Annotated in this window: 24 protein-coding genes and 1 pseudogene; 13 read left to right on the top strand and 12 right to left on the bottom strand. The window is 59.6% G+C overall.

Annotation, left to right across the window (positions count from 1 at the left end; all coding sequences use genetic code 11):
* On the top strand, window positions 1-315 hold a 315-nt coding region (locus G568_RS0116590; RefSeq protein ID WP_026759050.1), incomplete at its 5' end, for a transposase.
* An 11-nt stretch (window positions 316-326) separates the two neighbouring features.
* A pseudogene (locus G568_RS20875) lies at window positions 327-536 on the top strand (IS3 family transposase); the annotation flags it as partial.
* A 283-nt stretch (window positions 537-819) separates the two neighbouring features.
* Here G568_RS20875 and G568_RS19790 read toward each other — a convergent pair.
* Genes G568_RS19790 through G568_RS19240 form a run of 3 tightly spaced genes read right to left on the bottom strand, consistent with a single transcriptional unit; the run spans window position 820 to window position 3733 of the window.
* Window positions 820-1866 (bottom strand): substrate-binding domain-containing protein, encoded by a 1047-nt coding sequence (locus tag G568_RS19790; RefSeq protein WP_026759049.1) that lies wholly within the window; start codon window positions 1864-1866, stop codon window positions 820-822.
* A 45-nt stretch (window positions 1867-1911) separates the two neighbouring features.
* Window positions 1912-3213: a TRAP transporter large permease gene (locus tag G568_RS0116580; RefSeq protein ID WP_026759048.1), complete on the bottom strand. Its 1302-nt coding sequence runs from the start codon at window positions 3211-3213 to the stop codon at window positions 1912-1914.
* Window position 3214: 1 nt separating this feature from the next.
* Window positions 3215-3733, bottom strand: a complete 519-nt coding sequence (locus G568_RS19240; protein ID WP_037374368.1) for a TRAP transporter small permease subunit — start codon at window positions 3731-3733, stop codon at window positions 3215-3217.
* Between the two features lie 154 nt (window positions 3734-3887).
* Here G568_RS19240 and G568_RS19785 point away from each other — a divergent pair, with 154 nt between their 5' ends.
* The 7 genes from G568_RS19785 to G568_RS0116540 are packed head-to-tail and all read left to right on the top strand — an operon-like array spanning window position 3888 to window position 11509.
* The gene (locus G568_RS19785; RefSeq protein ID WP_051203131.1) at window positions 3888-4568 is read left to right on the top strand and encodes a TetR/AcrR family transcriptional regulator; all 681 of its coding nucleotides are present in this window, start codon (window positions 3888-3890) and stop codon (window positions 4566-4568) included.
* A gap of 28 nt (window positions 4569-4596) precedes the next feature.
* On the top strand, window positions 4597-5409 hold the full coding sequence (locus tag G568_RS0116565) for an enoyl-CoA hydratase/isomerase family protein (protein WP_026759047.1): 813 nt from the start codon (window positions 4597-4599) through the stop codon (window positions 5407-5409).
* The gene (locus G568_RS0116560; RefSeq protein ID WP_026759046.1) at window positions 5406-6815 is read left to right on the top strand and encodes a class I adenylate-forming enzyme family protein; all 1410 of its coding nucleotides are present in this window, start codon (window positions 5406-5408) and stop codon (window positions 6813-6815) included. Before G568_RS0116565 ends, G568_RS0116560 begins: the two co-directional genes overlap by 4 nt.
* Window positions 6815-8044, top strand: a complete 1230-nt coding sequence (locus G568_RS19230) for an MFS transporter (RefSeq protein ID WP_051203130.1) — start codon at window positions 6815-6817, stop codon at window positions 8042-8044. The genes G568_RS0116560 and G568_RS19230 overlap by 1 nt, the downstream gene beginning before the upstream one ends.
* A complete protein-coding gene (acuI, locus tag G568_RS0116550) occupies window positions 8041-9036 on the top strand; it encodes an acrylyl-CoA reductase (NADPH) (RefSeq protein WP_026759045.1) in 996 nt (331 codons plus the stop codon). The genes G568_RS19230 and acuI overlap by 4 nt, the downstream gene beginning before the upstream one ends.
* Before the next feature lie 20 nt (window positions 9037-9056).
* Window positions 9057-10685: an AMP-binding protein gene (locus G568_RS0116545; protein ID WP_026759044.1), complete on the top strand. Its 1629-nt coding sequence runs from the start codon at window positions 9057-9059 to the stop codon at window positions 10683-10685.
* Window positions 10686-10696: 11 nt separating this feature from the next.
* Window positions 10697-11509 (top strand): enoyl-CoA hydratase/isomerase family protein, encoded by an 813-nt coding sequence (locus tag G568_RS0116540; RefSeq protein ID WP_026759043.1) that lies wholly within the window; start codon window positions 10697-10699, stop codon window positions 11507-11509.
* A gap of 592 nt (window positions 11510-12101) precedes the next feature.
* On the opposite strand, the gene G568_RS20355 is transcribed toward G568_RS0116540, so the two are convergent.
* Window positions 12102-12227: a hypothetical protein gene (locus G568_RS20355; RefSeq protein ID WP_169576970.1), complete on the bottom strand. Its 126-nt coding sequence runs from the start codon at window positions 12225-12227 to the stop codon at window positions 12102-12104.
* A 330-nt stretch (window positions 12228-12557) separates the two neighbouring features.
* Between G568_RS20355 and G568_RS0116535 the strand changes: the two genes are divergently transcribed.
* The gene (locus tag G568_RS0116535) at window positions 12558-13217 is read left to right on the top strand and encodes a TetR/AcrR family transcriptional regulator (RefSeq protein ID WP_026759042.1); all 660 of its coding nucleotides are present in this window, start codon (window positions 12558-12560) and stop codon (window positions 13215-13217) included.
* Window positions 13218-13238: 21 nt separating this feature from the next.
* Here the strand turns inward: G568_RS0116535 and G568_RS0116530 are convergent, their stop codons facing one another.
* Genes G568_RS0116530 through G568_RS0116505 form a run of 6 tightly spaced genes read right to left on the bottom strand, consistent with a single transcriptional unit; the run spans window position 13239 to window position 19232 of the window.
* Window positions 13239-14033 (bottom strand): ABC transporter ATP-binding protein, encoded by a 795-nt coding sequence (locus G568_RS0116530; protein WP_157084445.1) that lies wholly within the window; start codon window positions 14031-14033, stop codon window positions 13239-13241.
* A complete protein-coding gene (locus G568_RS0116525) occupies window positions 14030-15091 on the bottom strand; it encodes a dihydrodipicolinate synthase family protein (RefSeq protein ID WP_051203132.1) in 1062 nt (353 codons plus the stop codon). The genes G568_RS0116530 and G568_RS0116525 overlap by 4 nt, the downstream gene beginning before the upstream one ends.
* Window positions 15092-15096: 5 nt before the next feature.
* Complete coding sequence (locus tag G568_RS0116520) at window positions 15097-15933, bottom strand: GNAT family N-acetyltransferase (RefSeq protein ID WP_051203127.1); 837 nt, start codon at window positions 15931-15933, stop codon at window positions 15097-15099.
* Complete coding sequence (locus tag G568_RS0116515) at window positions 15920-17005, bottom strand: NAD-dependent epimerase/dehydratase family protein (RefSeq protein ID WP_211222274.1); 1086 nt, start codon at window positions 17003-17005, stop codon at window positions 15920-15922. The genes G568_RS0116520 and G568_RS0116515 overlap by 14 nt, the downstream gene beginning before the upstream one ends.
* Complete coding sequence (locus G568_RS19225) at window positions 17002-18414, bottom strand: amidase (protein WP_051203125.1); 1413 nt, start codon at window positions 18412-18414, stop codon at window positions 17002-17004. The genes G568_RS0116515 and G568_RS19225 overlap by 4 nt, the downstream gene beginning before the upstream one ends.
* Entirely contained in the window at window positions 18411-19232 is an 822-nt protein-coding gene (locus G568_RS0116505; RefSeq protein ID WP_084627447.1) for an ABC transporter permease, read from the bottom strand. The genes G568_RS19225 and G568_RS0116505 overlap by 4 nt, the downstream gene beginning before the upstream one ends.
* 238 nt (window positions 19233-19470) lie before the next feature.
* Here G568_RS0116505 and G568_RS0116500 point away from each other — a divergent pair, with 238 nt between their 5' ends.
* Complete coding sequence (locus G568_RS0116500; RefSeq protein WP_051203123.1) at window positions 19471-20472, top strand: ABC transporter substrate-binding protein; 1002 nt, start codon at window positions 19471-19473, stop codon at window positions 20470-20472.
* 282 nt (window positions 20473-20754) lie between these two features.
* Here G568_RS0116500 and G568_RS20740 read toward each other — a convergent pair whose 3' ends face one another.
* Complete coding sequence (locus G568_RS20740; RefSeq protein ID WP_157084443.1) at window positions 20755-20943, bottom strand: hypothetical protein; 189 nt, start codon at window positions 20941-20943, stop codon at window positions 20755-20757.
* Window positions 20944-21845: 902 nt separating this feature from the next.
* Here G568_RS20740 and G568_RS0116485 point away from each other — a divergent pair.
* Entirely contained in the window at window positions 21846-22526 is a 681-nt protein-coding gene (locus G568_RS0116485) for a UPF0149 family protein (protein ID WP_026759035.1), read from the top strand.
* A gap of 269 nt (window positions 22527-22795) precedes the next feature.
* On the top strand, window positions 22796-23413 hold the full coding sequence (locus tag G568_RS20345) for a hypothetical protein (protein ID WP_157084442.1): 618 nt from the start codon (window positions 22796-22798) through the stop codon (window positions 23411-23413).
* Here the strand turns inward: G568_RS20345 and G568_RS0116480 are convergent.
* Window positions 23371-23652: transposase (locus G568_RS0116480; protein WP_026759034.1), on the bottom strand; the 282-nt coding region annotated here is incomplete at its 5' end. The genes G568_RS20345 and G568_RS0116480 overlap by 43 nt on opposite strands.

Here is a 23652-nt window from a genome sequence, read left to right as displayed (position 1 = left end):
GAGAAGGCGGTCACCTGTCTGACGAAGGATAAGGAGACGTTGCTCACCTTTTACGCCTTCCCGGCCGACCACTGGGATCACCTGCGCACGGGCAACCCGATCGAAAGCGTGTTCGCCACCGTTCGGCACCGGACCGTGCGAACCAAGGGGGCGCTGTCGCAGAAAACCGCAAAGCTGATGGTATTCAAGCTCGTTCAGGCCGCCGCGAAAACATGGCGCCGCCTGAAGGGGGCGAACCAGTTGCCTTTGGTCATCGAAGGCGTCACATTCACCGACGGTGTCGCTGAAAACGACACCGAAAACCGCGCCGCTTGATCAGGCCCCGTCACCCAAAATCCCGCATAGCTCGATCCATTCGCATCAAGGTTCGCAGTTCAGCAATCGCGAGTGGCAAACATAGGACCATCAATGCGGCAGTCGAGACGTTCTTCAAAACCATCAAGGCCGAACTGATCTGGCGCAGACCTTGGGTAACCCGGCGCCAGGCCGAGATGGCAATCTTCGAATACATCAACGGCTTCTATAATCCGCGCTGACGCCACTCAGCACTGGGCTGGAAAAGCCCGGTCGCTTTTGAACGGAAGGTGGCTTAAACGAGCACTCGGAGCGGCACAAATACGCGACAGATCCATGACTAAATTGTCCCAGAATGCTTCCTCCCATTCCTGAGAAAAAGTCGCGCCATCAAACCATGGGGTCAAAAACCTAACCGGCGCTGGCCCGGGACGAAGTCCGGCAAAAGGCGATGCGCGGCCACGGACGGGGTCGCGCATCGCAAAGCCGGCACCCTTGGATCGGGGACCGACGGGAGGACCTGGATTAGACCTTTCCGGTGAGTTTCATGAACTCGTGCATCATGTCGCCAAGACGACCGCAGTATTCCGGGTCCTCCTGCGAATACTCGTCCACCACTTCCAGCGACTTGGCGCGCAGCTGTTGCATCACGTCGGGCGTGACGGTCGAGATGTTCTTGCCCATATCGTCGGTGAATTCCTTCATCCGGATGTAGTCGAGATGACGGAAATGCGCACTGGCGTTGGCACTCATGGCGCGCACGGCATCGTGGATGATCCGTTTGTGATCGCTGCCAATCCGGTTCCACTGCTCCATGCCCACGATGAATTCGCCATTGGAGTGGCTGAGGAAGTCGGGCGTCACGATGTTGCTGGTCACTTCCTGAAGGTTCATGCCCCAGCCAGTCGACACGCAGCCCCAATGGGCGCCATCGACGACCCCGGTTTGAAGACTTTGATACAGCTCGCCACCCGGAACGAATACAGGGGTGGCGCCCATCTTTTCGAACACACGGCCCGGCGTACCGGTGGACCGGATTTTGAAGCCTTTGAAATCGTCAGCGGTTTCGATCGGTTCTTTGGCGTATACCGCCAGACCACCGAACGAAATCGGGCCGGCCTGATAGATGCCGTACTGGCCATAGGCTTCGCGGATCACATCGAGCGCGCCCATCTCGTAGAAAAAGAACTGCATCTCTTCGTGGTTATCCCAAGTCGCCAGGTTACCGTTCAGGTGACCGGCGGCCGGGATACGCCCGATCCAGTAGCCGGGGAAAATGAAGGCGGCGTCCAGAAGACCGCGACGCAGGGCGCCCAGCACTTCGTTCGTCGGCGCAACGGTGTTGGCTTGCAGAGCCTCTACCTGAATCTCGCCGTCTGTTGCCTCGGTGATCCAGCGAGCAAACTCGACATAGATCGTGTCGTAATACTCGATCCCCGGAGTCCAGTGGCTTTGAATGCGCCATTTGATCTGCTCTTGCGCCAGCACGGGGGGGGCCGACAGGACGGTCGCGCCGGCAGCCGCGACGCCGCCTTTCAGGATCTGTCTCCGATGAAGCTTTCTATTGGTCATTTCAGTCTCTCCTCCTTGTTGAGTTCGGCAACCCTGCGCACAGGGTCAGTTCATGTAGGCCGTTAGGCCTATCAGGATGTCTGGCACGGCAATCAGGAAGCCGCCGGTCAGAAGCATGATCAGCAGAAAGGGCATGACAGCGCCGTAAATCTGCGAAATTGGCGTCTCGGGGCTTAGGCTCTTGAGGTAGAACAGGTTGTAGCCGAAGGGCGGCGTGATGTAGCCGATGCACAGGTTCAGCTGGAAGGTCACGCAGAACCAGATCGGATCGAACCCGAGCTCCACGACGATCGGGAAAAAGATAGGTAGTGTCAGCAGGATGATTCCCACCGGGTCCAGGAACATACCCAAGATAAGAGCCGCAATCTGCATCACGACGATCAACATCCATGGGTGCATCGACGAGCCGCGCAGAAGGTCCAGCATAAAGTTGACGCCGCCACCGCTCGAATAGATCGAGACGAAAGCCCCGGCGCCGAAAATGATCCACACCACCATGCCGGTGACCGAAGCGGTTTCGTGGCTAACCTCGCGCAGGAATTTCAGTGAAAGTTCCCCGCGCAGCCAGACCGAGAAGAGCACGGCAGCGACGCCCACCGCCGCGGCCTCGGTCGGAGTGGCGATCCCAAGGAAAATCGAAACCAGAACCGAAAGAACGATCAGTAGCGGCAATATCACGGATTTGAGCGCGCCGATTTTTTCGCGCATAGGAGCCGCCATTTCCGCCGCCGGCGCGAGGCTCGGTTTCAGGTTTGCCCGGACCATGATGTAGATGATGAACGCGGCGAGGATGAACAGACCAGCCAACAACCCGCCGAAGAACAGCTTTCCGACCGATAGCCCAGTCATCATCGCGATAATGATGAGCGTGATCGAGGGAGGAATGAGAATCCCCAGCGTCCCTGAGGCCCCGATGGTGCCCAGAACGAAGCGGTCGTTGTAGCCGTGCCGTTTCATCGCGGGAATACCGACTAGTCCGGTGGTGATGGTCGACGCCGAACAGTTCCCGGTCATGGCGGAGAGAACCGCCGCGAAACCGGAGGTGCCGACCAGCAGACCACCGTTCACCCGTCCTGACCAGAGATAGAAAGCCCGATACAGGTCATCCGCGATCTTCGACTTCCCGAGCGCGATGCCGATGGCGACGAACAGCGGTATGGCGGACAATAGGATAGACCACATATTGCCGAAGGTACTCGACACCACGGAATAAAGACCGTTCGGACCTTCGAGAATGAGAGCGAAGATCACGGCAATCCCGCCCATCGCAAATGACAAAGATACGCCCAGCATGATAGCCAGCACGAGGGCACCGAACATCGCCAGTGTCAGAATTTCTGGGGTCATGTCAGACAGCTCCTGCTTTGGACACGCTGTCGGAAGGGACGAAAGCACCATGGATTGACCGCACGAGGCCGGCGAAAGCCTGGAGGGCGAAGAGGACGGCCGCGATGACGAGAACGAGTTTCACCGGCCAGAGGGGGTGGGCTAGCGCGCTGTCATCCTTCTCGTTCCACAGCATCGCTTCCTGAAAGAAGTTCCAACCTTCGTAACTGAGTGCAGCGCACCAGATCAGAAGCATCGAATAACTCAATATGTCGAACACCGAGCGCACACGCGCCGACCGTCCAATCATCAGAATATCGACACGAACGTGGGCGTTGCGCAGGAGCGCATAGGCACCGATCAGGATGAAATAGACCGCGTAGATGCGCTGCGTATAGCCATGGGCCCAGACCGTCGGACTGGCAAAGACGTAACGGGACACCACCTCGAAAACAAGCACGGCGGCACCCACCCAGATGAGGTGGCTCACCAAGCGACCGACCCAGAGATTGAGCCAATCGATCCAATTCAGAATTCTCATTTCTCCTCCCAACCCAAACTCGACATCACAACATTGGTTTGAGTCTGAATTTCTGTAAGTACCAATGGTTTTCAAAAATAAACCACTTGTCAAACATTAAATTTTTCTTCAAATTAGATATTGCATATCGAATTTCAGTCAAAAGGAGATCGACGTGCCAAGCAGTGGGAAGAGATCCGGCTCATACAATGTCGCGACGCGCGGGCGCTTACTCGACGCGGCCGAGCTGCTGTTCGCGGAAAGCGGCATCGACTCGGTCACCTTGAAAGAGATCGCCCAAAAATCGGGCGGAAACGTCGGTCAGATCGTCTATCATTTCGGCCAGAAAGAGGAACTGGTGCGAGAGGTGATTCTGCGTCGCGCAGGTGTTATCAGCGCCGATCGCATTCAGCTTCTCGATAGCTACGAACGCCTTGTGGGCAAGGGAAATGTCGCGCTCGAACCAGTCGTGCGCGCGTTTCTCGATCCATATTTCGAGCGGCTGGAAAGCAATGATCCCGGTTGGCGTTGCTATGCGCTCTTCATCGGCCGCAATGTCTGGGACAGACGCCTCGCTCCAGTGATCGCCGAAGGGTTCAACCCCACCGCGAAGCGCTTCATCGCAACGATCCGCACGGCGGTTCCGGCGCTGACCGAAGCCGACAGCGCCCGCGCCTTCCAGTTTCTTCTGTCGGGGTTGTACGGATCCACCACGAACGACACTCGCTTCGACAGCCTCGTCGAAGAGACCGACGACTCCGGTTCGGCGGACTACAACCGGTATCAACAGGTCCTCATCCCCTACGTTGTCGGCGGTATCCGCGCCATCGGCGAGATGAGAGAAGCGGGCGCCTGAACGGTCGGCTGCGGCAAAGGAGGAAACCATGAGTTACGAAACCATCACGATAGAGAAGCAGGGCCATATTCGCCTGTTGCGACTCAACCGCCCGAGCAGGCTGAATGCGATGAGCCAGGCGATGCTGTCCGAGATTTCGCAGGCCTGCGACGAGATGGAATCGGATCCGGACTGTCGCATTATCGTCGTTACCGGTGAAGGCAAAGCATTCACGCCGGGATTCGATCTTCAGGATCAGGCGGCGAAAACGCCGAAGGGGCGCGAGGAATGGGCCCCAGTGCTTCGTCGCGACTTCGACAACGTGATCCGGTTCCTCACCATCTCCAAGCCGACCATCGCGGCGGTCAACGGCCCGGCCCTTGCGGGTGGCTGCGAGTTAGCGATGGCCTGCGACATCACGCTCGCGGCGGAATCTGCGACCTTCGGAGAACCGGAGGTCAAGTTCGGGGCCGGGATCGTGGTCATGCTCCTGCCGTGGATCGTCGGGTCAAAAAAGGCCAAGGAGATCGCTTTTCTGGGGCGCGACAATCTCACGGCGCAGGAGGCCTGCGATATCGGGATGGTCAATCAGGTCATCGCTGACGACAACCTCATAGAGACTGCTCTCTCCATGGCCAAGGATATCGCGGTGGTCGATCCCATGGTGATGCGACGCACCAAACAGCAGATGAACGAATCGCTCGATATCGCCGGTATGACCAAAGCACTGGAGCGATCGCTCGAAATCGACATCGAACTCGAGGCCGAAGGCAGCGACGACAAGCGCGCATTTCTCGAAGAAATGCGCACTGGTGGCCTGCGCGCAGCGCTGGCCTGGCGGGACCAGAGATTCGGCCAATGACGGATTTGTCCGAGACAGAAGATTTCCACGCGCTTTTCATGGCTGCACCCGGCGGGGCGATCGTCGACGATCTGGGTCGGATCGAGATGGCCGCGTTGCAGGAGATGACCCGTTCTCTCTCATCGTCCCTGTCGACGGCGGGTCTCGGAGCGAACGAACCAGTTCTTATTCCAGTGAGCGGCCGGGCCGAGGATGTCGCCGCAATTATGGGGGTCGTGGGCGCCGGTGGCACCGCCGTGCCTTTCGCGCGAAAAAGTCATGCCGATGCCCGGCGGCACCTGATCGACGCGACCGGCGCCCGGTTTCAGGTCGGCGCCTCAGGCGGCACGCATCAGGTACCTGACATCGAAATAGCGAATGACAGCATTCCGGCATTCCGTCCGCTGCTTGATGGCGCAGCCATGATCACATTCACGTCCGGGTCGACCGGCCAACCCAAGGGCGTGGTGTTGGCGCGCGACAAGGTGTCGGCGAAATACGCGTCGATTCGCGAGGCGATCGGAATGACGGGCAAGCCGGTGGTCGCCGTGCCGCTCCAACTGCAATTCAGCTTCGGACAATGGGCGACTTTCCTGCCGCTTTCGCTCGGCGGCACGGTTCACATGACGTCCCGCTTCACGCCCGCGTGGATCGAGAACCTTGTCGCGTTGCGCTGCCTGACTCATCTCGCGGCCGTTCCGACGATGCTGCGGATGCTGGTCGACGGGCCTGCTGATAGCCTTCCCCTGTCCATTCTGACTGGGGGCGAAGCGATCAGCGAACAGCTCCGCCGCAACCTGTTCGCGCGGTTCCCAAATGCGATCGTTCACAGCATCTACGGCCTGACCGAGACGAATACCTGCGATCTGTTCCGCACCGACGATGCCGAGACGCCAGCTTCGGAGCATCTCGGTTTTCCCGGTCCGGGTATCGAAGTCGCGACCAATCCGGAAACTTTGGAACTGATGATCCGCAGCCCATTCTGCATGAAGGGTTATATCGACGATCCGGCCGCCACCGGCGAAGCGCTTCACGACGGCTGGATTCACACCGGCGACATGGCTGAGATCGGCCCTGATGGGTCGGTTGTGCTCAAGGGTAGGATCAAGGAGTTGATCAACCGTGGCGGCAACAAGGTTTCGCCGCTCGAGGTCGAAGCGACCTTCGCGAACCACCCGGACGTGCAAGCGGTTCTGGCGACCGGGGTTCCCGACGCCCGCATCGGAGAAGCCATTCATCTTTTCGTAGTTCCGCGGGAAACGACCCGACCGACACCGGAGAACCTATTGTCATGGGCGCATGGACGCACGGACCGGTTCAAGTTACCGGACGCCATTCATTTCGGCTCGGTCCTACCGCTGGGGGCCACGGGCAAAGCCGACCGCGCCGCGTTGAAACGCGCGATCGTCGAAGGCGTTGTCACGTGATGCTCAAGGCGGTGCAAAATAGCGCGGCGCGAAGTCTGGCGCTGCTGGTGGTCGCGGAGATCGGGGCGATGTCTCTTTGGTTCATCTCCGCCGCGATCATGCCTGAGCTCGCGCGAGAGGCGGCTCTCGGTTCATGGCGTGCAGGGCTCCTATCGAGTTCGGTGCAGATTGGTTTCGTTCTCGGCGCTCTCACGATGGCGCTGCACGGCACAGCCGATCGCTATGACCCGCGCAGGGTTTTTTCAATCTGCGCGCTTCTTGCAGCAATGTCGAACGCCTTGCTGATCGTCACGACGCCGGGTGGCGACCTTCAGATCCTGCTGCGTACCCTCACCGGTATCGGACTTGCCGGCGTCTATCCCGTGGGCATGAAAATCGCCGTGGGATGGACAGTAAAACGGCGCGGGCTTCTCGTCGGATTGCTCGTCGGTGCGCTCACGCTCGGTTCGGCCTCACCGCACGCTCTCGCGCTCATCGGTGACGCGAACTGGCGCATGACAGTGTCTCTCGCAAGCGCCTGTGCGGGCATTTCGGCCGGACTGATCCTCTTTGCCAGACTGGGGCCCCATCACGTGCCCGCGCCCCGATTTTCGCCCGCTTCCCTGCGCCTCGCCTGGACCTCGCGCCCTATCCGGCTCGCCTATGCCGGATACCTTTGTCACATGTGGGAGTTATACGCCTTCTGGGCATGGATCGCCGCAGCCCTATCCGCATCGCTCGCGCTGGCAAACGTCGAAGACCCGGCGCAGACGGCGCGTCTGGCAACCTTCGCGGCTATCGGGTTGGGCGGCGTGTTTTGCGTACCTGCCGGCGCTTTGGCCGACCGGATCGGCAAGGCGCGGGTCGCGGGCGGCGCAATGGCGCTGAGTGCCACCTTTGCCTTCGCCACCGCTCTCAGCTTCGGAGGTCCGGCCTGGCTCACGATTGCGCTGGCTGTGTTCTGGGGCATCTTCGTGATTCCCGACAGCGCGCAGTTTTCTGCCCTCGTCGCCGATGCCGCGCCCGCAGATCGTGCGGGCAGCCTTATGACGTTTCAGACTGCGTTGGGCTTTCTGCTGACTGCTGTCACCATTCAATCCGCACCGTTCCTCGCCGAATCCTTCGGCTGGTCGGTGACGCTCACCGTGTTCGGGATCGGCCCCTTGCTCGGAGTCGAGGCCATGCGGCGACTGGCGCGCGCCACAACGACCGCAGAACGTAAAACCATCAAAAAGGAGGCATCCGTATGAAGGAAGAATTCAAGGCTTTCGTCATTGATCGTGATGAAAGCACAAAAGAACAGTCCCAAGGGTGGAAGACCGTTTCGACGGACGACTTGATGGACGGTGATGTCACTGTGCGCGTCCGTCACACCACGATGAACTACAAGGACGCGTTGGCGATCACTGGAAAAAGCCCCGTGGTCCGTCGCTTTCCCATGGTGCCGGGTATCGACCTCGCGGGCGAAGTCGTCGCCTCCGAGAGCGACCGGTTCCAACCAGGCCAGAATATCATACTGAATGGCTGGGGCGTGGGCGAGACTCACTGGGGCGGCTATGCGGAATACGCCCGACTGAAATCCGACTGGCTCCTGCACCAACCCGAGGGATTGAGCGGTGCCGACTGCATGGCCGTCGGCACGGCGGGCTACACCGCCGCGCTCTGCGTGCTGCGCTTGCAGGACCTCGGCGTGAAACCCGAGGACGGCAAGGTGCTCGTCACTGGGGCCTCGGGTGGCGTAGGCTCTTTCGCGATCTCGTTTCTCGCGCAGCTCGGTTACACAGTCGCCGCCTCGACGGGCCGGATGGAAGAAGAACCATATCTCAAGACTCTGGGCGCGTCAGAGATTGTGGATCGTGGAACCCTGTCCGGCAAAGGCCGGCCACTCGACAAGGAAACCTTCGCCGCGGCGGTCGATTCCGTCGGGAGCCAGACGCTTGCCAACGTTCTGTCCAAGATCGCCTATGGCGGAACGGTCGCGGCATGCGGTCTGGCACAAGGGGTCGACCTGCCTTCCACGGTGATGCCGTTCATCCTACGTGGTGTGACGCTTGCCGGTGTCGATAGCGTGATGGCGCCACTGGAGACGCGAGAGCCGGCTTGGTCGATGATTTCGAAAACGCTGGATCGGGATGCGTTGGCCCAGATCACGCAGAGCGCGGCGCTCGAGGATATCGAAGATCTAGCCTCTCAGCTTCTAGAAGGAAAGATCAGAGGACGGCTTTTGATCGACGTGGATTGATCCGAAACGGAACCAGACACATGAAAAGTACCATGCAAACGGGCGATCTCGGCGTCGCCCGCCTCCTCCGTGCGGCCGCCCGGTTCGGCGCGAAGCGCCCGGTCCACTTTTGGACCGGGGACGAACCAGCCTCGACCGACATGCAGCGGCTCGTCGACCGATCCAGCAGACTCGGCGTCGCACTGCTCAATATCGGGCTGGTGCCCGGTGACCGTGTCGCGACGATGTGCGCGGCCACGCCGGAGCATTGTGAAGCCTATTTCGGCGTACCGTCGCACAGGCTGGTGCTCCACGCGCTGAACATCCGAATGTCGGACGCGGATCTGTGCCGGATGCTCGTCGACTGCGGTGATCGCGTGCTGATCATTGATCGATCGCAATGGGATCGGTTTCGGACGCTTGCGCCGGGGCTTGCACAAAGCAATCTCGAACTCATCCTTCTGACCGGTGGCGCTCCATTGCCAAAGGATTCGGGTTTGGGCATCGCCGTAGGTAGTTACGAAGAATTTCTGCACGGGATCGAGCCGACCGACACCATGGCGCTCCCCGATCCTGACGAAGAAGAGACGGCCGCGATCTGCCACACGGGCGGCACGACGGGGCAGCCCAAGGCAGTGGCTTACTCCCACCGATCGATTTGGTTGCAGGCGGCGGGGCTTTGCCTTGCGGATTCTCTGGCGCTCAGTCGGCGCGACGTCGCGCTTCTGGCAGTGCCGCTCTATCACGTCAACGGGTGGGGTCTGCCCTATGCTGCGCTGATGTGCGGGTCAGGGCTGGCCCTGCCTGGCGAAACTTTCCAGCCTGCGGTGCTGCATGCACTGATGGAAGATTGCGGCGTGACGATCGCCGCTGGCGTTCCGACGATTTGGACGGATTACATCAAGCATGTTGAGATGTGCAGCCTTGAGATGCCCGCATGTCTGACCCGTATCGCTACTGGTGGGGCCGTCGTGCCCAGCCAGCTGGTGGAACATCTGGTCGATGCCGGGATCGAGGTGCTTCAGGCTTGGGGCATGACCGAGACTTCTTCTATGTCCGTCGTCGGACGGGCGACGTCAGGATCGGATGGTGAACCAGCTCCGGTCGGCTACCCCAGCCCCATCGTCGAATTGAATACGTCGAGCACGCCGAGCGGCGAAGTCCTGATCCGCGGGGCCTGCGTCACGGGGCACTACCTCGGCGCCGACACTCCGGCAACCGACGCAGATGGGTGGCTTCCAACCGGCGATATCGGGAACCTGCGCCCCGATGGCGCGCTGGTCCTGACCGATCGGCTCAAGGATGCGATTAAGTCGGGGGGGGAGTGGATTCCTGCCGGCCTGCTCGAAGACGCAATACGTAACGTCGACTGGATTGAGGATGTGGCTGTGATCGCTCAACCGCACGAGCGTTTTCAGGAACGACCTCTCGCCGTCACGGTGCTCAAAAAAGGCGCGCGTTTCGACTGTGAGCATATGGAAGCCAGCCTTCGTGCCAGCGTGCCTTCGTGGTGGCTGCCCGAAAGCTGGTGCCTTCTCGACACTTTGCCCCGCACGACGCTGGGAAAACCCGACAAGCTGGTCCTTCGGTCCATGCTGGCTGCAGGACAGCTTTCGCACGTCGAGAACCACAACACTGATCCGTTACTCGCACACAAACATTCAACTTAAAGGAGACAAACATGACCGTGGTTGAAACCGAAATCAAAGAAGGCATCGGCTGGATCACCCTGAACCGGCCCAAGAAGCTAAACGCCTTGGCGGCCGAGGTGGTCGCCGCCGCCCATGAGGCGGTTAAGACGATGGAAAAGGACGACGAGGTCAAAGTCATCGTGCTGACCGGAGCCGAGGGTAACTTCTCGGTCGGCTACGACATTGCGCAAGAGGTCGAAATGGGTCTGTCCCGCCCAGAGGACTGGCACGCCGCGCTGACCAACAATGTTGGCCTCAGCATGGCAGTGTTTTCCTGCACCAAACCGACGATCGGCGCGGTGGATGGCTGGTGTCTCGCTGGGGCCTGCGAACTGGCGATGGCCTGCGACATGATCATAGCCACGGACCGTGCCAAGTTCGGAGAACCAGAAATTCGTTTCGGCTCTGGTCCGGTCACCCTCCTGATGCCCTTCATTCTTGGTCAGAAAAAGACGATGGAACTTCTGCTGACTGGCGACACCATTGATGCCGAAACCGCGCTGAATTTTGGGCTGGTCAACCGCGTCGTTAAGCCTGAAGAGCTCGAACAGACCGTCGCACGCCTAGCCCAGAAAGTCGCGCTAACGCCTTTGGTCGTCCTTCGGCTGACCAAGACCTCGCTGGTCCGCGCCTACGAGGCGATGGGCCTTCGCAACGCTGTCAATGTGAATCTTGATTTGGCGGCAACGCTGAACGCCTCCGAAGCGCCAGAAAAAGCGCAATTTCAGGAGTTGGTCCGCACCAAGGGCCTGCGGGAAGCATTAAACTTCCGCGATCAACGGTATGGTGCCCTAACCGACTGACCCGAAGGCCGGCGCGTGGCAAAGGTTGCGGGTTCGCCCCCGGTCGCTGCCGCGCGGATCGCATTTCCGTTCTTATCCGGTGCCGGCGCGGGATGCCCTGCGCCGTTCGCGTGTCGGCTCATCGCGTCGCGGCGAAACCGGGGCGAGTCCAGAAAAGCGCAGCGGTGATCGTAGCAGCGAGGACCGCCTTGATGATGTCGCCGGGATAGTTGATGCGCGACTGGCAGCTCTCGTGAGGCTACGGCGCTGCATTGGACACGACGACCTGCGATGGGCTCTGTTGATGGCTTTGGATCGAAAAAATCCTCCACCGCAAACTGCGAAACATGATATTGGGGTTCTTTGAAAAAGGGAATTCGAAGAATTGTTGTTTCTTCCGAATTCGGATTGACATCATATCTTCATGTTTGTTAATAATTATTTATTATCAATTATTTAGCAATAAACCCTGCCACCCTAGCGAGCGTCTTCCTATCAAGCAGGTAACGGTTCAGAATTCAGCGGTGGCCCGGAAGTGCCCCGAGGGGTGTCCCAGTTCGGGTGGCGCGGGTGTCGGCGATCGAGACTTGGCGAGGCCTCTCCCACGCTTGGGTCAGAGGTAGTCGGGGTCAATCCCATAGGCCCAGCACGCCCAATCATCCCTCTTGTTATCCACCTGCGAGCCGATTTCCAGGTGATCGGGCTTGATGCATAGGCGGTTATGGCACCGGTGGCGCACGACTTGGTCACGGGTGACCGTCTCATGCCTGTCAATGAGTGTTCAAAACTGACCCGTTTTCAGCGTTTGAATTTGACCCAGCCTATGTGGCGCGAAGCCTCCAGGTGGGCCGCCCTCATATAGCGAGTCCGTCTGGGGGCTTTGCTTGCGCGCCGTTTATGTTTTCCTGCGTCGTTTGCTTTGTGCGAACCGGTAGGACGTGTTGCCGGTTTCGATGATGACACCGTGAGCTGCGTCCATCAGATTTGCTCCGGCCTTGCCCAATGCGTCTCGTGCGTCTAAATGGGGCAAATCGACTTTTTCAACCAGTAGTTTGACGAGACCTGCACGATGACTCGAACGAAAAATAACCGCGTCGATACGGCAGAAACTACGCGGATGCAGCTATTGGCCGCAGCACAGGCCGCCTTTTCCGAAGCCGGCCTCAAAGGCGCGCGGATCGACGCCATCGCGCAACGCGCCGGAGTGAACAAGCAGCTTGTCTACCATTACTTCGGCAGCAAGGACGCGCTCTATTCCGCAGTGCTGGAAAAGGTCTATACCGAGATTCGCGAAAGCGAGGCAAAACTGAGGCTGGGCACGCTCCCGGCCGAGGAAGCGATGCGCCGTCTGATCGAATTCTCTTATGATTACCTAGCGGAAAACCCTGATTTCGTTCGCCTTCTGGCAGATGAAAACGCGCATGGCGGGCGGCATCTGAACGCTTCGGATACAGTGATAGACCTCAACACACCCGTCATCGAACTAATCGCCGAGACACTGGACCGCGGCGTGCGGGAAGGCATCTTCCGCGTTGGCCTGGACCCGCTGCACCTTTATCTGTCAATCGCAGGGATGTCATTTTTCTACTTCGCAAATATTCACACGATCAGCCGCATCTTTGATCGTGAATTTGACACTCCGGAAGCCCGCGACGAACGACGCGCTCACATCGTGGATTTTGCTATGAATGCAATTCGTCTGCGGACGATCCCGGCCGACTCACGCTAAATCAACCAACTGGTTGATTTCTCAACCTTGTGATGTCTCCGTGCGGCTTTCCTCCAGGTCAAGTAGCGAGTAGATTCGCTGAGTATAGGCTCCGAAGGAGTCCTGAGCCTTCATGGCAAGCTTGCGGGGATAGGGCACGTCGACCTTGAAATAGTCCGCCATCCGCGCCGGCCCGGCGGTCATCACGGCGCAATGGGAACCCAAAAAGACAGCCTCCTGGATCGAATGGGTCACGAATAGGATCGTCTTGTTGGATGCTTCCCAGATGCGAAGGATCTCGACGTTCATCTTCTCCCGCGTGAGAGCGTCCAGAGCGCCAAATGGTTCGTCCATCAGTACCAGTTTGGGGTCGTGGATCAGCGCCCGCGCGATCGCTGCCCGCTGCTGCATCCCGCCGGACAACTCGTACGGATAGCGATCCTCGAACCCTTTGAGCCCGACCATGGCAAGCAGGTCATATGCCCTTTCCCGCGATTCTTTCATCGGTAGGCCGATGATTTCTGCAGGCAGCAGCACATTGTCGATGATGCGCCGCCATTTCAGCAGGAGCGCTTGCTGGAATACCATACCGATGTCACGGCTGGGGTCGAATGGCGCATCGGCAGACCCTACCTGGACAGTGCCGCTGTCGGCCGGAATCAGATCTGCCAGGATTTTGAGGACCGTGGATTTGCCACAGCCCGACGGACCAACGAGAGAAACGAATTCGCCTTCCTCCACGTCCATGGTCACATCCGACACTGCAAGAATGTCGCGCTCGCGGGTACGATAGGTCTTTTGAACTCCGTCGAGACGGATGATCGGTTCGTGTGTCATGACAGCCAGTTCTCCAGATTTTCAGCCACGAATCTGTCGTCGACGAGATGTGGATGTTCCCGCGTGACCCGCGTTATCTCACCCGCTTGTCCGGGACTTAGTACCTCGTTCGGTGACAGACATCGGGTGTGGGTCAGAAGCCCTTGGCGGCGCAGCACTTCATGGCAACCCGCAATTGCCCCCTTGAACCCGTTCGCCACGTCGAAGAGCGCCGCGTTGCAATCCGTGACCTCAGCATCGAGTGCCAGAAGTTCGCCGGGGATAGTGCCCGAATCCTGTGCCGCGCGACAGCGGGCGTGCAAATCGACCGCTGCCTTCGTCCAGACTGACCAGTGGCCAAGCAGACCGCCGCGGATCGGCATCGTTATAGCCTCATCGTCGCGAACAATCGTGAAGGGTGTGACCAGGTCGGCCACGATGTGATCATCATTGCCGGTATAGAGCGTGATCCGGTCCTCTGCCCGGGCCGCCGCTACGCCGCGCAAGACATTGAGCGTCTCGTACCGATTGAAGGGGGCCATCTTGATGCCGATGACGTTTTCGATCTCGGCAAAACGACGCCAGAAGTCGAACGGTAGCGGCACCCCCCCGACTGCGGGTTGGAGGTAGAAGCCGAAGAGCGGGATTTCCTCGGCCACAGCGCGACAATGCTCGATCATTTCGTCCGGTGAGGCATCGCGGAAGGCCGCCAGGCTCAACAGCCCTGCGTGATATCCCAGACCCCGGGCCGTCTGCGCCTCGTGGACTGCTTGCTCGGTCCGACCGATCAAACCGGCGATGCGTACGAGCGGTCGATCGGTCCAGGCTTCAGCGGCCTCCGCGCAGGCTGACAGGACAGGCGCGTAAAGCCTGCGTTCACGGATTTCAAACTGCGTGGTGTGCACGCCAACCGCAAGCCCACCGGAGCCGGCATCGAGGTAATAGCGCGTCAGCGCGCGCTGTCGTTGCGGGTCCAGTCCGGCACCCTCTCCCAAAGCGAGTGGATGTGCCGGAATCACGGTGCCCTTACGTAGTAGATCCAAGACGGAGTCGGGAATGTCGGTCCAGTGTCTTATCATTTTGTTCATCCCAGTTCGGGGCCAGCCGCGGCGAAAAGCCTGGCCGGATCGCCCAGAGGTGCGGAAAGACCGCGCGCCATGCGCAAGAAGGGGCGTTGTTCGCAAAAGCCGCGCGCTTTAAGCAGTGCTGCGATGGCGGGTTGGTCGTCGAAGGCGTCAATCATCACGGGGCCTTCGATACGCCCAAGCGCAGCCCTTAGTAGCTCCAGCGCGGCCTCGGTGTCCGGCGCGATCAGGGGGCCGATCTGCGTGGCAGTCCGGCCCGCGCGAGAAAGCACGAAGCCGGTGTGATCGGCGCGCACAAGCGCCACGGCGCCCGGTCGAGCAAGCAGGTCGTTCAGTACGTAAGAGCGATCACCGCCGAAGACCACTTGGTCAAGAGGCAATATCCAGTCGAGATCGCTCTGCGTGGCCGTACGCAGCCCGATTTCTTCGGCCGGAACACCACCAGGCCCTGTCAATCGCATGAGCCCGCAAAGCGGCTGGAACCCCATCCTGCGGTAGAGCGGCTGCCCCGCCGGCGTGGCGTCCAGATGCGGAGCGAGGAAGCGCGCCTCATGCCAGTTGATGCAATCTCCAACCAACCCCTGCGCGATGCCCTGGCGCTGCAGGGCGGCCGTAACCAGCACCATACTGATCCATCCGATCCTGTCTCCCATCGGGAGCGCGACAGCAGAGGCGCGCGGCCTGCGGTCACCGTCGCGCACCGTAGGCGCATGGCCAGCCTTTAGCATCATGGCCCAGTCTGCTTCCGTCTGATTCCAGCCCGGCTCCTGCGACAGCGGCAAGCAGGCGGCAGCCTCCTCAGGCTCAAGAAGGGACGCGGACTCAATATCGGCCATCACGAAGCTCGAACTTGGTGGGCCTGCCAAGGTTTGGCATCTCGCGCAGCGTCCAGTCCGCCACCCAGTCGAGCAGGCGGGCCAGTGCCACTTCCGGATAGCCAAAGAGTCGGAACGCTTCGGCCGAATTGTTGAGCCACGCGGTAGGTCCCGGCTCGCCCACGAACGCGACCTCGCGACCGAGTCGGCGGCCGAGTTCTTCGGCCAGCCAGAGAACCGGAAGCGTTTCAGGTCCGCTCACGTTCAGCGGGCTGGTAGGCACCGTCGCATGGGCAAGCGCGCGCAGCGCGAAACGATTGGCATCGCCCTGCCAGATTACGTTGACATGACCTGTGCGCAGGTCCACCGGCTTCCCGGCATAAATCGTGTCCGCGATGTCGCAGAGCACGCCGTAGCGCATATCAATCGCATAATTGAGCCGAATCAACCGACCCGGCGCGCCATGGCGTTTCGAGAAATGCTCAAACATCCGCTCGCGTCCGACGCAGGACTGGGCATATTCGCCGGGCGGCTCGGGAGGCATCCGCTCATCGGCGCCGATCTGCTCCAACGGCACGAAGGGATAGACACAACCGGTGGAGAACGCGGAAATGCGCGAGGCGGTAAAGGTCTCGGCCACCAGCCCGGGCAAATAGGTGTTCATCGCCCAAGTCAGGCCCTGATTACCGGAAGAGCCAAACTTGTGCCCGGCCATGAACACGATATTCTTTACCTGCGGCAGCTTTTCGAGCTCCGCGCGGTCCATCAGGTCGCACTGGACCGTCTCGACCCCCCAGGCGTCGAGTTGGCGGCGCGTCTCGGGGTCGGAAAACCTTGCCACACCGATCACCCTGCGCTCCGGCAGGGCGCGCGCCGCCATCCGGGCGAGCGTCGGACCAACCTTGCCGGAGACGCCCAGTACCATGACATCCCCGTCAAGTTCCGAGAGGTCGCGCCTCGTCGCCGCGTCGGGGCGCGAGAGCAGCTCCTCCAGCATTTCGACATCCTCGATCCGGTCGGGCAGAGAGTCGGGGATTTGTTCCCGCATTGCAGCCGCCATAGTCGTCTCCTTCGATATTGTCTGATCGTTCATGTCGCGACCCATTTGCGCAGGTCGGGCGTGGCATCCGCCCAGGGGCGGGCACGTTCGAGAACGCGGGCGGCCTGAAGCACCTCCAGATCCGCGCGCGGCGGCCCGACAATCTGCAGCCCCACCGGCAGCCCCTCGCGGGTGAATCCGCAGGGAACGGACGCGGCTGGCTGGCGGGTCAGGTTGAACGGGATGCAAAGCCCGGTCCAGGAATACCGCGTCTCGTTCTCGGGCCGTTCCAGATCGACGGAGAAGGGCGGCACGGTCAGGGTGGGCGTGACAAGGAAGTCGTAGTCCTCGTGAAATGAAATCATCCGCTTGAGAAGTGCGACCCGCTCCATCTCGGCATCCAGATGAGCGTTTAGGCTTGCCCCGCGACTCTCGCGGATATCGGCCACGAGATCGGGATCCATCAACGCGAACTGATCCTCAACCATATTGCGGAAGGCATAGGCTGTGAAGCCGCGCCGCAACTTGGTCATCAAAGGTTCGGGATTGTCCATGACGCGATCCACCGTCTCGACCCGGGCACCCATCCGGGCGAAGTCGCGGGTGGCTTCTTCCACCAGGGTGGCAACCTCGTCATCCACTTGCGCATAGCCCATAGTCGGGCTGAAGGCGATCCGCCATGTCTTCGGGTCGGCATCCAGTCTCTCGTGATAGGCGATCTCATCGAATGGCAGAGCCGCCACATCACGGATATCGGGGCGTGCGAGCACGGTCAGCATCCGCGCCGCATCCTCCACCGTGCGTGTCATCGGCCCGAACCCCACGAGAGAGGCAAGCGGCGTTGGTGGATACATCGGCACGCGACCGCCCGATGGTTTTAGGCCGAAGACGCCACAGAAGCTCGACGGGATGCGGATCGACCCTCCGGCATCGGTGCCAAGCGCAAGCGTTCCCGCACCCGTGGCCGTCGCCGCACCTGCGCCACCGCTAGAGCCGCCAGGAGTGAGCGCGGGATTCCACGGATTGCGCGTGGTGCCGGTAAGCGGACTGACGGTTACTGGCTTGTAAGCGAATTCTGGCGTCGTGGTCTTGCCCAGCAGGACCGCCCCGGACTCCCGCAGGCGCGCGGTGGCAGGGCCGTCTTGGTTCCACAGACCATCCTCGGAAATCGTGCGCGATCCGCGACGCGTCGGCCAGCCCCTTGTCAGGACAAGATCTTTCAGCGTCGTAGGCACCCCGTCCACGGGGCCGAGCGGGGAGCCGTTTGCATAGCGTTCTTCCGAGGCGCGGGCATCGGACATTGCGGCCTCGGCGTCGATGACGCAGAAGGCGTTGAGCGTCGGCTGGATCTCGGCGATCCGGTCAAGCGCAGCCTGCGCCACTTCCACAGGGGAGAGCCGCCTCGTCGAGAAGGCTGCGACCATCTCGCTCGCGGGCATGTAGATCGGCTGATCGCCCATCATGCCGGCCCCGCCGAATCAAGCCGCGCATCCTTGACGACAAAGAGCCGTTCCAGCAACAGCACAAAACCGAAGAGCGAAACGCCCAGAAGGCTCAACAACAGGACGGACATGAACATCGCGGCGGTGTCGAGGGTGGATTGGACCTGGATCATCAGGTAGCCAAGTCCTTTGCTCGAGGCTACGAATTCACCCACGATGGCGCCCGCGACCGACAGGATCGCCCCCACCTTCATCGCCGAAAAGATATAAGGTAGGGCGCCCGGAAGCTGGATTTTGCGAAAGATCTGCCAACGCGTGCCCTTCAGCGCGCGCACAAGGTCCAACAGGTCGGGTTCCACCTCGCGCAGACCACGAGCAGTGGTGATGAGAATCGGAAAAAAGGCGATGATGAAGGCGAAGAAAGTGTTCGTACCCATGCCATAGCCGAACCAGACCACAAGCAACGGCCCGAGCGCGACCTTGGGAATCATCGAGATGGTGACGAAAAGCGGGAAGAGCGCCGCGCGAAGCAGGCGAAACCAGGTGAACAGCATAGCGAACAGAACGCCGCCGGCTATGGCGAGCCCGTAGCCAACGAAGATCTCGGTCGCCGTGACGGCCATGTTGTTCAGCCATTGATAGCCCGGATCGGCCAGGGTGGCGAGCGTGTCGCCGGGTGACGGCATGATGTAGGATGGCACCATTTCCAACGCGGTCACGGCCCACCAGGCCACGACCACAGCGACATGCGCCAGCAAGGCCAGCGCGTAGGACGACCATTGCTCCGGCAAGACGAAGCGCCGCTGCGAGGCGGGCGGGTATTCGGCTGCATCGCTCATCGTATCGGATCCCTTCCGATCAAGAATCAAACATATGGTTGATATTGTCTGGCATCCTGATGGCCTGTCAATAAGGCATTCCCAAAATATACAGGTTTTGCCTCCGGATCGCCGGGAGAGCTTCCAACCAAATGGTTGACAAGTATTGACTTGGGCTCCGAGCGCCTCCTAATCTGCATGCATAAGCACTTGATGACCGGCCAAGCTGGGATCAAGCGCAGCAACAGGAGACCAGATCATGACAAGAACTTTCCATCGCCTAACCGCCGCATGCCTTTTGTCGCTCGCGCCTTTCGCTGCACAGGCGCAGGATCAGGATTCCGTGAGCCTAATCCTGAACTGGACGCCGGGTGCGGACCATTCGCCGATTTTCTACGCGCTCGACCAAGGCTGGTACGAAAAGGCCGGGATCGACCTGGACGTTCAGTCGGGCAAAGGCTCTGGCCTCGCTGCGCAGAATGTGGGGGTTGGTGCCGTTGACCTCGGCATCGCGGAGCTTGGCACTGCATTCCTGGCCAAGTCCAAGGGAGCAGAACTGACGGCAGTGATGGCGCTCTACGCCAACTCGCCCTTCACGTTCTACTGGAAGAAATCGACAGGCATTGAGGGACCCGAGGATTTCGCGGGCCATACGCTCGGCAATCCGTCCGGCGATGCGGCCCGCGTCATGTGGCCCGCTTTCGCGAAAGCGGCGGGCATTCCGGCCGACGGCGTGGAATTCGTCAACATTTCCCCCGCCGCCAAGGTGCCGACGCTGGCTGCCGGCCGGGTCGATATTATCAGCGACTTCTACAACGGCCACGATCTGAAAGTGAAGGAATTCGGCGACGACCTCGGCTTTCTCCGGTGGAGCGAGATCGGTCTCAACCCTTACGGCAACTCGTTCATCGTCAACAATGATTTCTTTGCCGACAACGCGGAGCTCGTCGGTACCTTTGTCGAAGTCACACAGCGTGCCTATCGCGCATGTGTCGATGAGCCCGCTCCCTGTATCGACGCACTTCTATCCAATGCGAGCGGCTTGCAGCGTGAGGCCATGGAAGACCAATGGGGCCGCGTGATGGAATTGATGAGAACCGAGGCCACGATGAACAACGGGTTGGGCTGGTTTGCTGAGGACAGGATCGAGAGCACCTACGAGTTGGTAGACACCTATTTCGACCTCGAAGGCGGTTTCGATCCGAGTTCGGCATATACCAATGAATTCCTGAGCCAGGACATCAAAATGACTGCGCCCTGAAGCTCGGCATTCACGGCTCGCCTGAGATGGCGGGCCGTCGTTCCGTTTCTGGATGTGTTACCCACCGTCAGGGCCGGTCACTGACATGTGCGTGTCAATGAGCGTCGAAAGCTAACACGGGTTTGGGTGCGCCCCTCGGGCTGGACCAGTCAGGCGGCGCTTTTTGACCAGCTATTCGCCTTCAAGGCTGCGCAACATCTTCGCCGTGGCGGGCATGCGCGCCACGCTCGCCTCGAGCCTCGCGCGCCACCGCGGCCCACGCATCTGCGCCTCCGCGCAGACCTACGCCAGATCATCCGGCCGATCCCGAGCCAGAACCTCGATCAGGACCGCCGCCAGCGCGCGATCCTTCAAAGCCTTGGCCTGGTCCGCCCCCCCTGCGGCGGCGATCCGCAACGATGAGCTTGTGAATGGCAAAGCATTCAGGACACCTACGGCCACCAATTCTGCGACGGCCGGCACTCGAGGCATGAGGCTATCCGGGCCTACGCGCGCATCCAAGGAGCATTGCGAAGTGGGTGATCGTCATGAGGGTATAGAGAAACCTTTACGAAGGGTAGCAGAAGCCGCCCTCACCCCTGCCCAATCATGGGTTCAAGCGTGAGGGGTTCGGCCATGGCTCCCGTATTTGACAACCGCTCGAACCGCATTCCTCGGAGTGACTTGTTTACCGCCAACCACACGGTTCCGTCGAACGGGGGACACGCCCCAACCTTGAGATCGCCATGAGAGGCACTGGCTGGTGCACTTATAGATTTTTTCGCTCCCGGAATTGACACCATATACTCTGATTGTGTATATTATTATTGTATGTCAATTGCTTAGCTAAGAGTCCTACCACCCCAGCCAGCATATAACTTTTCTTTAAAATCAATATATTACATCAACCCCGCTAGCGCTGATGGTACAGGTCGATGGTACAGATCAGTGGTCCAAGGCCTGGTTGATCAGCGGGCAGCCAGCTAAACGACTCAGGTATGCGGACGCCCGAACCTTACCGACCTGATCCTGGTGGAAGGTCTTTAAGCCAAGCAGACGCAAACCCGGGCTCGACGATGCCGGAGACAGACTTCGGGTCCAAGCCGCCATACCACGGCGCTGAGCAGCTTTTAGGGCAAGGTATGGCTCGTCATCACGATCACCCCATACGGGCCTTTTTGACCAATCAGGACCTCGCATAAGCTTGGCAAGCAGATCAGCACCCATTGACCAACGAACACCCATAGCATTGACCTGAACGGTACCATTGCAGAGAGCTATTTGGCATAACCACCCCGTTGCAACGAGAGCTGCCAGAGCGATTAAGACGTGGCCGGATTGTGATTTGCCGCTAGGGTGGATAACCGAACACTTCGGAGTGAAGGAGACACGTCATGAGCAATTCGGATCAGGACCTCGATCGCCTTGACGAATTGCTGTTTGCGTTGCCACGAGGCAATTTTCCAATGACTGTGAGCGAACTCAATGGCTATGTAACCGGTATTCTATCCTGCCCAGATCTCATCCCGCCCTCCGAGTGGCTTCCACATGTCTGGGGTGAGACCGGCGATGCCAATTTCCCAGATTTGGAGACAGCCGAAGCAACGACCTCGGCGGTGATGGCGCACTATAATTCAATCGCCTCGGAGATGACGAAAACTCCGTGGATAGAACCCATCTATGCGGTGGATCCCAACAGTGACGAGACGCTCTGGGAGTTTTGGGTCGATGGGTTCACCCGCGCAATGCGTTTGCGTCCCGAAACCTGGCAGACCCTGTTTGAACAGGCAGATGACGAGACGCAGTCGTCTTTGAGCTTCTTGATGGCCTTGCAAGACATCAACGAGGGGAACAGCAGGTTCACCGAGGGAGAGATCGACGAGATCGACATCCAAGCTCCGGATCTGATCCCAAACTGCGTTGCCGCGATCCTGACTGTGTCGCGCCCGGAACTCGTCTTGAAGGCCGACAACGTCTCTCGCGCCCCCACCAGTCGGGGGGAACGCCCCGGCCGGAATGACCCCTGCCCCTGTGGCTCAGGACGCAAATACAAGCAATGTTGCGGGAAGAACTGAGAAACTCAGTAGGATATCTGGCCGCGAGCCCAGAGTTCTGCGAATTTGATCCAATCGGACATTCGAGTGCCAGTACGTGGACGCCAGGTGCTAGCCATCCTTGACGATCAGCAAGGCCGGTCGCGGCATGGTAAAACTCGTTAAGAAGGGCGGACTTTGCAGAGTGTGATGGCAGCATAGCCAACAATAACTAAGCCCCAATTGCAATTGGCGCGGCCCACGCGTAAGCTCCCCGCCAACAAAGTTGAGCATTTTGGAGCACAATCTCTTTGGAAGACAAGCTCGATCTGGACGAACGCTTCTACGCAAATCACAAGTTTGCCGATGGTATAGCACTTGCCGAATACGAATTGGCAACGAAGAAGGTGGATGCCGAAGAAAAGGCGTTTCTCTGGGCCGCCAATACCACCTCATTGTTAGCCCCAGCTATTTGGTTTTTCGGGTACCGATTACATGTTGACTGGACGACAAACGGCGTCCAATCCGATGCACTACCAGTGATCACAACAGCGTTTATCGTGTTCTCAACATTCTTTTCGATCATGTCGATAAAGCATGTCGCAATCTCGCGACGGAACCGAGTTTTCGCCGAGAGAAAAATTGTTCTATTACGGCGCTCTATGGGAGTATCCTACGGAGAAAATTCACTTATCTTGCCTTCGTGGAGATTAGAAGGGGCGGACAACCCATTTGGTTTACGCCTTTTCTCAGGATACTTCGCTTATTCATCATTTCCAGTCTTCTTGTTGTTGAGCTTCTCAGCCCTGTCACTGACTTTACTCTTCGATAAGACTCTGTTGCACAAATTGGTTGAAGGCCAGACGCCCCCTTTCCCCAGACAGACTCATCCTACGGGCTCAGTTATGGGTATGCCGAGCGCGGTATAGCCGTTCATGACGAGGATGCGGACTTGGACTTCCGCAACCTGACGATCGAAGTCCCGCGCCATGAGGCGCTGGCCCAGCATTTTCACGCAGTGCATTTTGGTCTCGACGCGGCTTCGGCGGTGGTATCCACTCCAGTTTCGCCAGATCGCGCGGCCGAGGTATTTCGAAGCTCGCAGGGCCTCGTTTCTGGCCATTGCACCCGCGGTGACGGTCTTCCACGGCTTGGCGTTTTTGCGAGG

It is taken from the genome of Sediminimonas qiaohouensis DSM 21189 (assembly GCF_000423645.1).
Taxonomy (GTDB): domain Bacteria; phylum Pseudomonadota; class Alphaproteobacteria; order Rhodobacterales; family Rhodobacteraceae; genus Sediminimonas; species Sediminimonas qiaohouensis.
The sequence above is the reverse complement of the archived record's forward strand: the minus strand, read 5'-3'. Positions and strand labels throughout refer to the sequence as shown.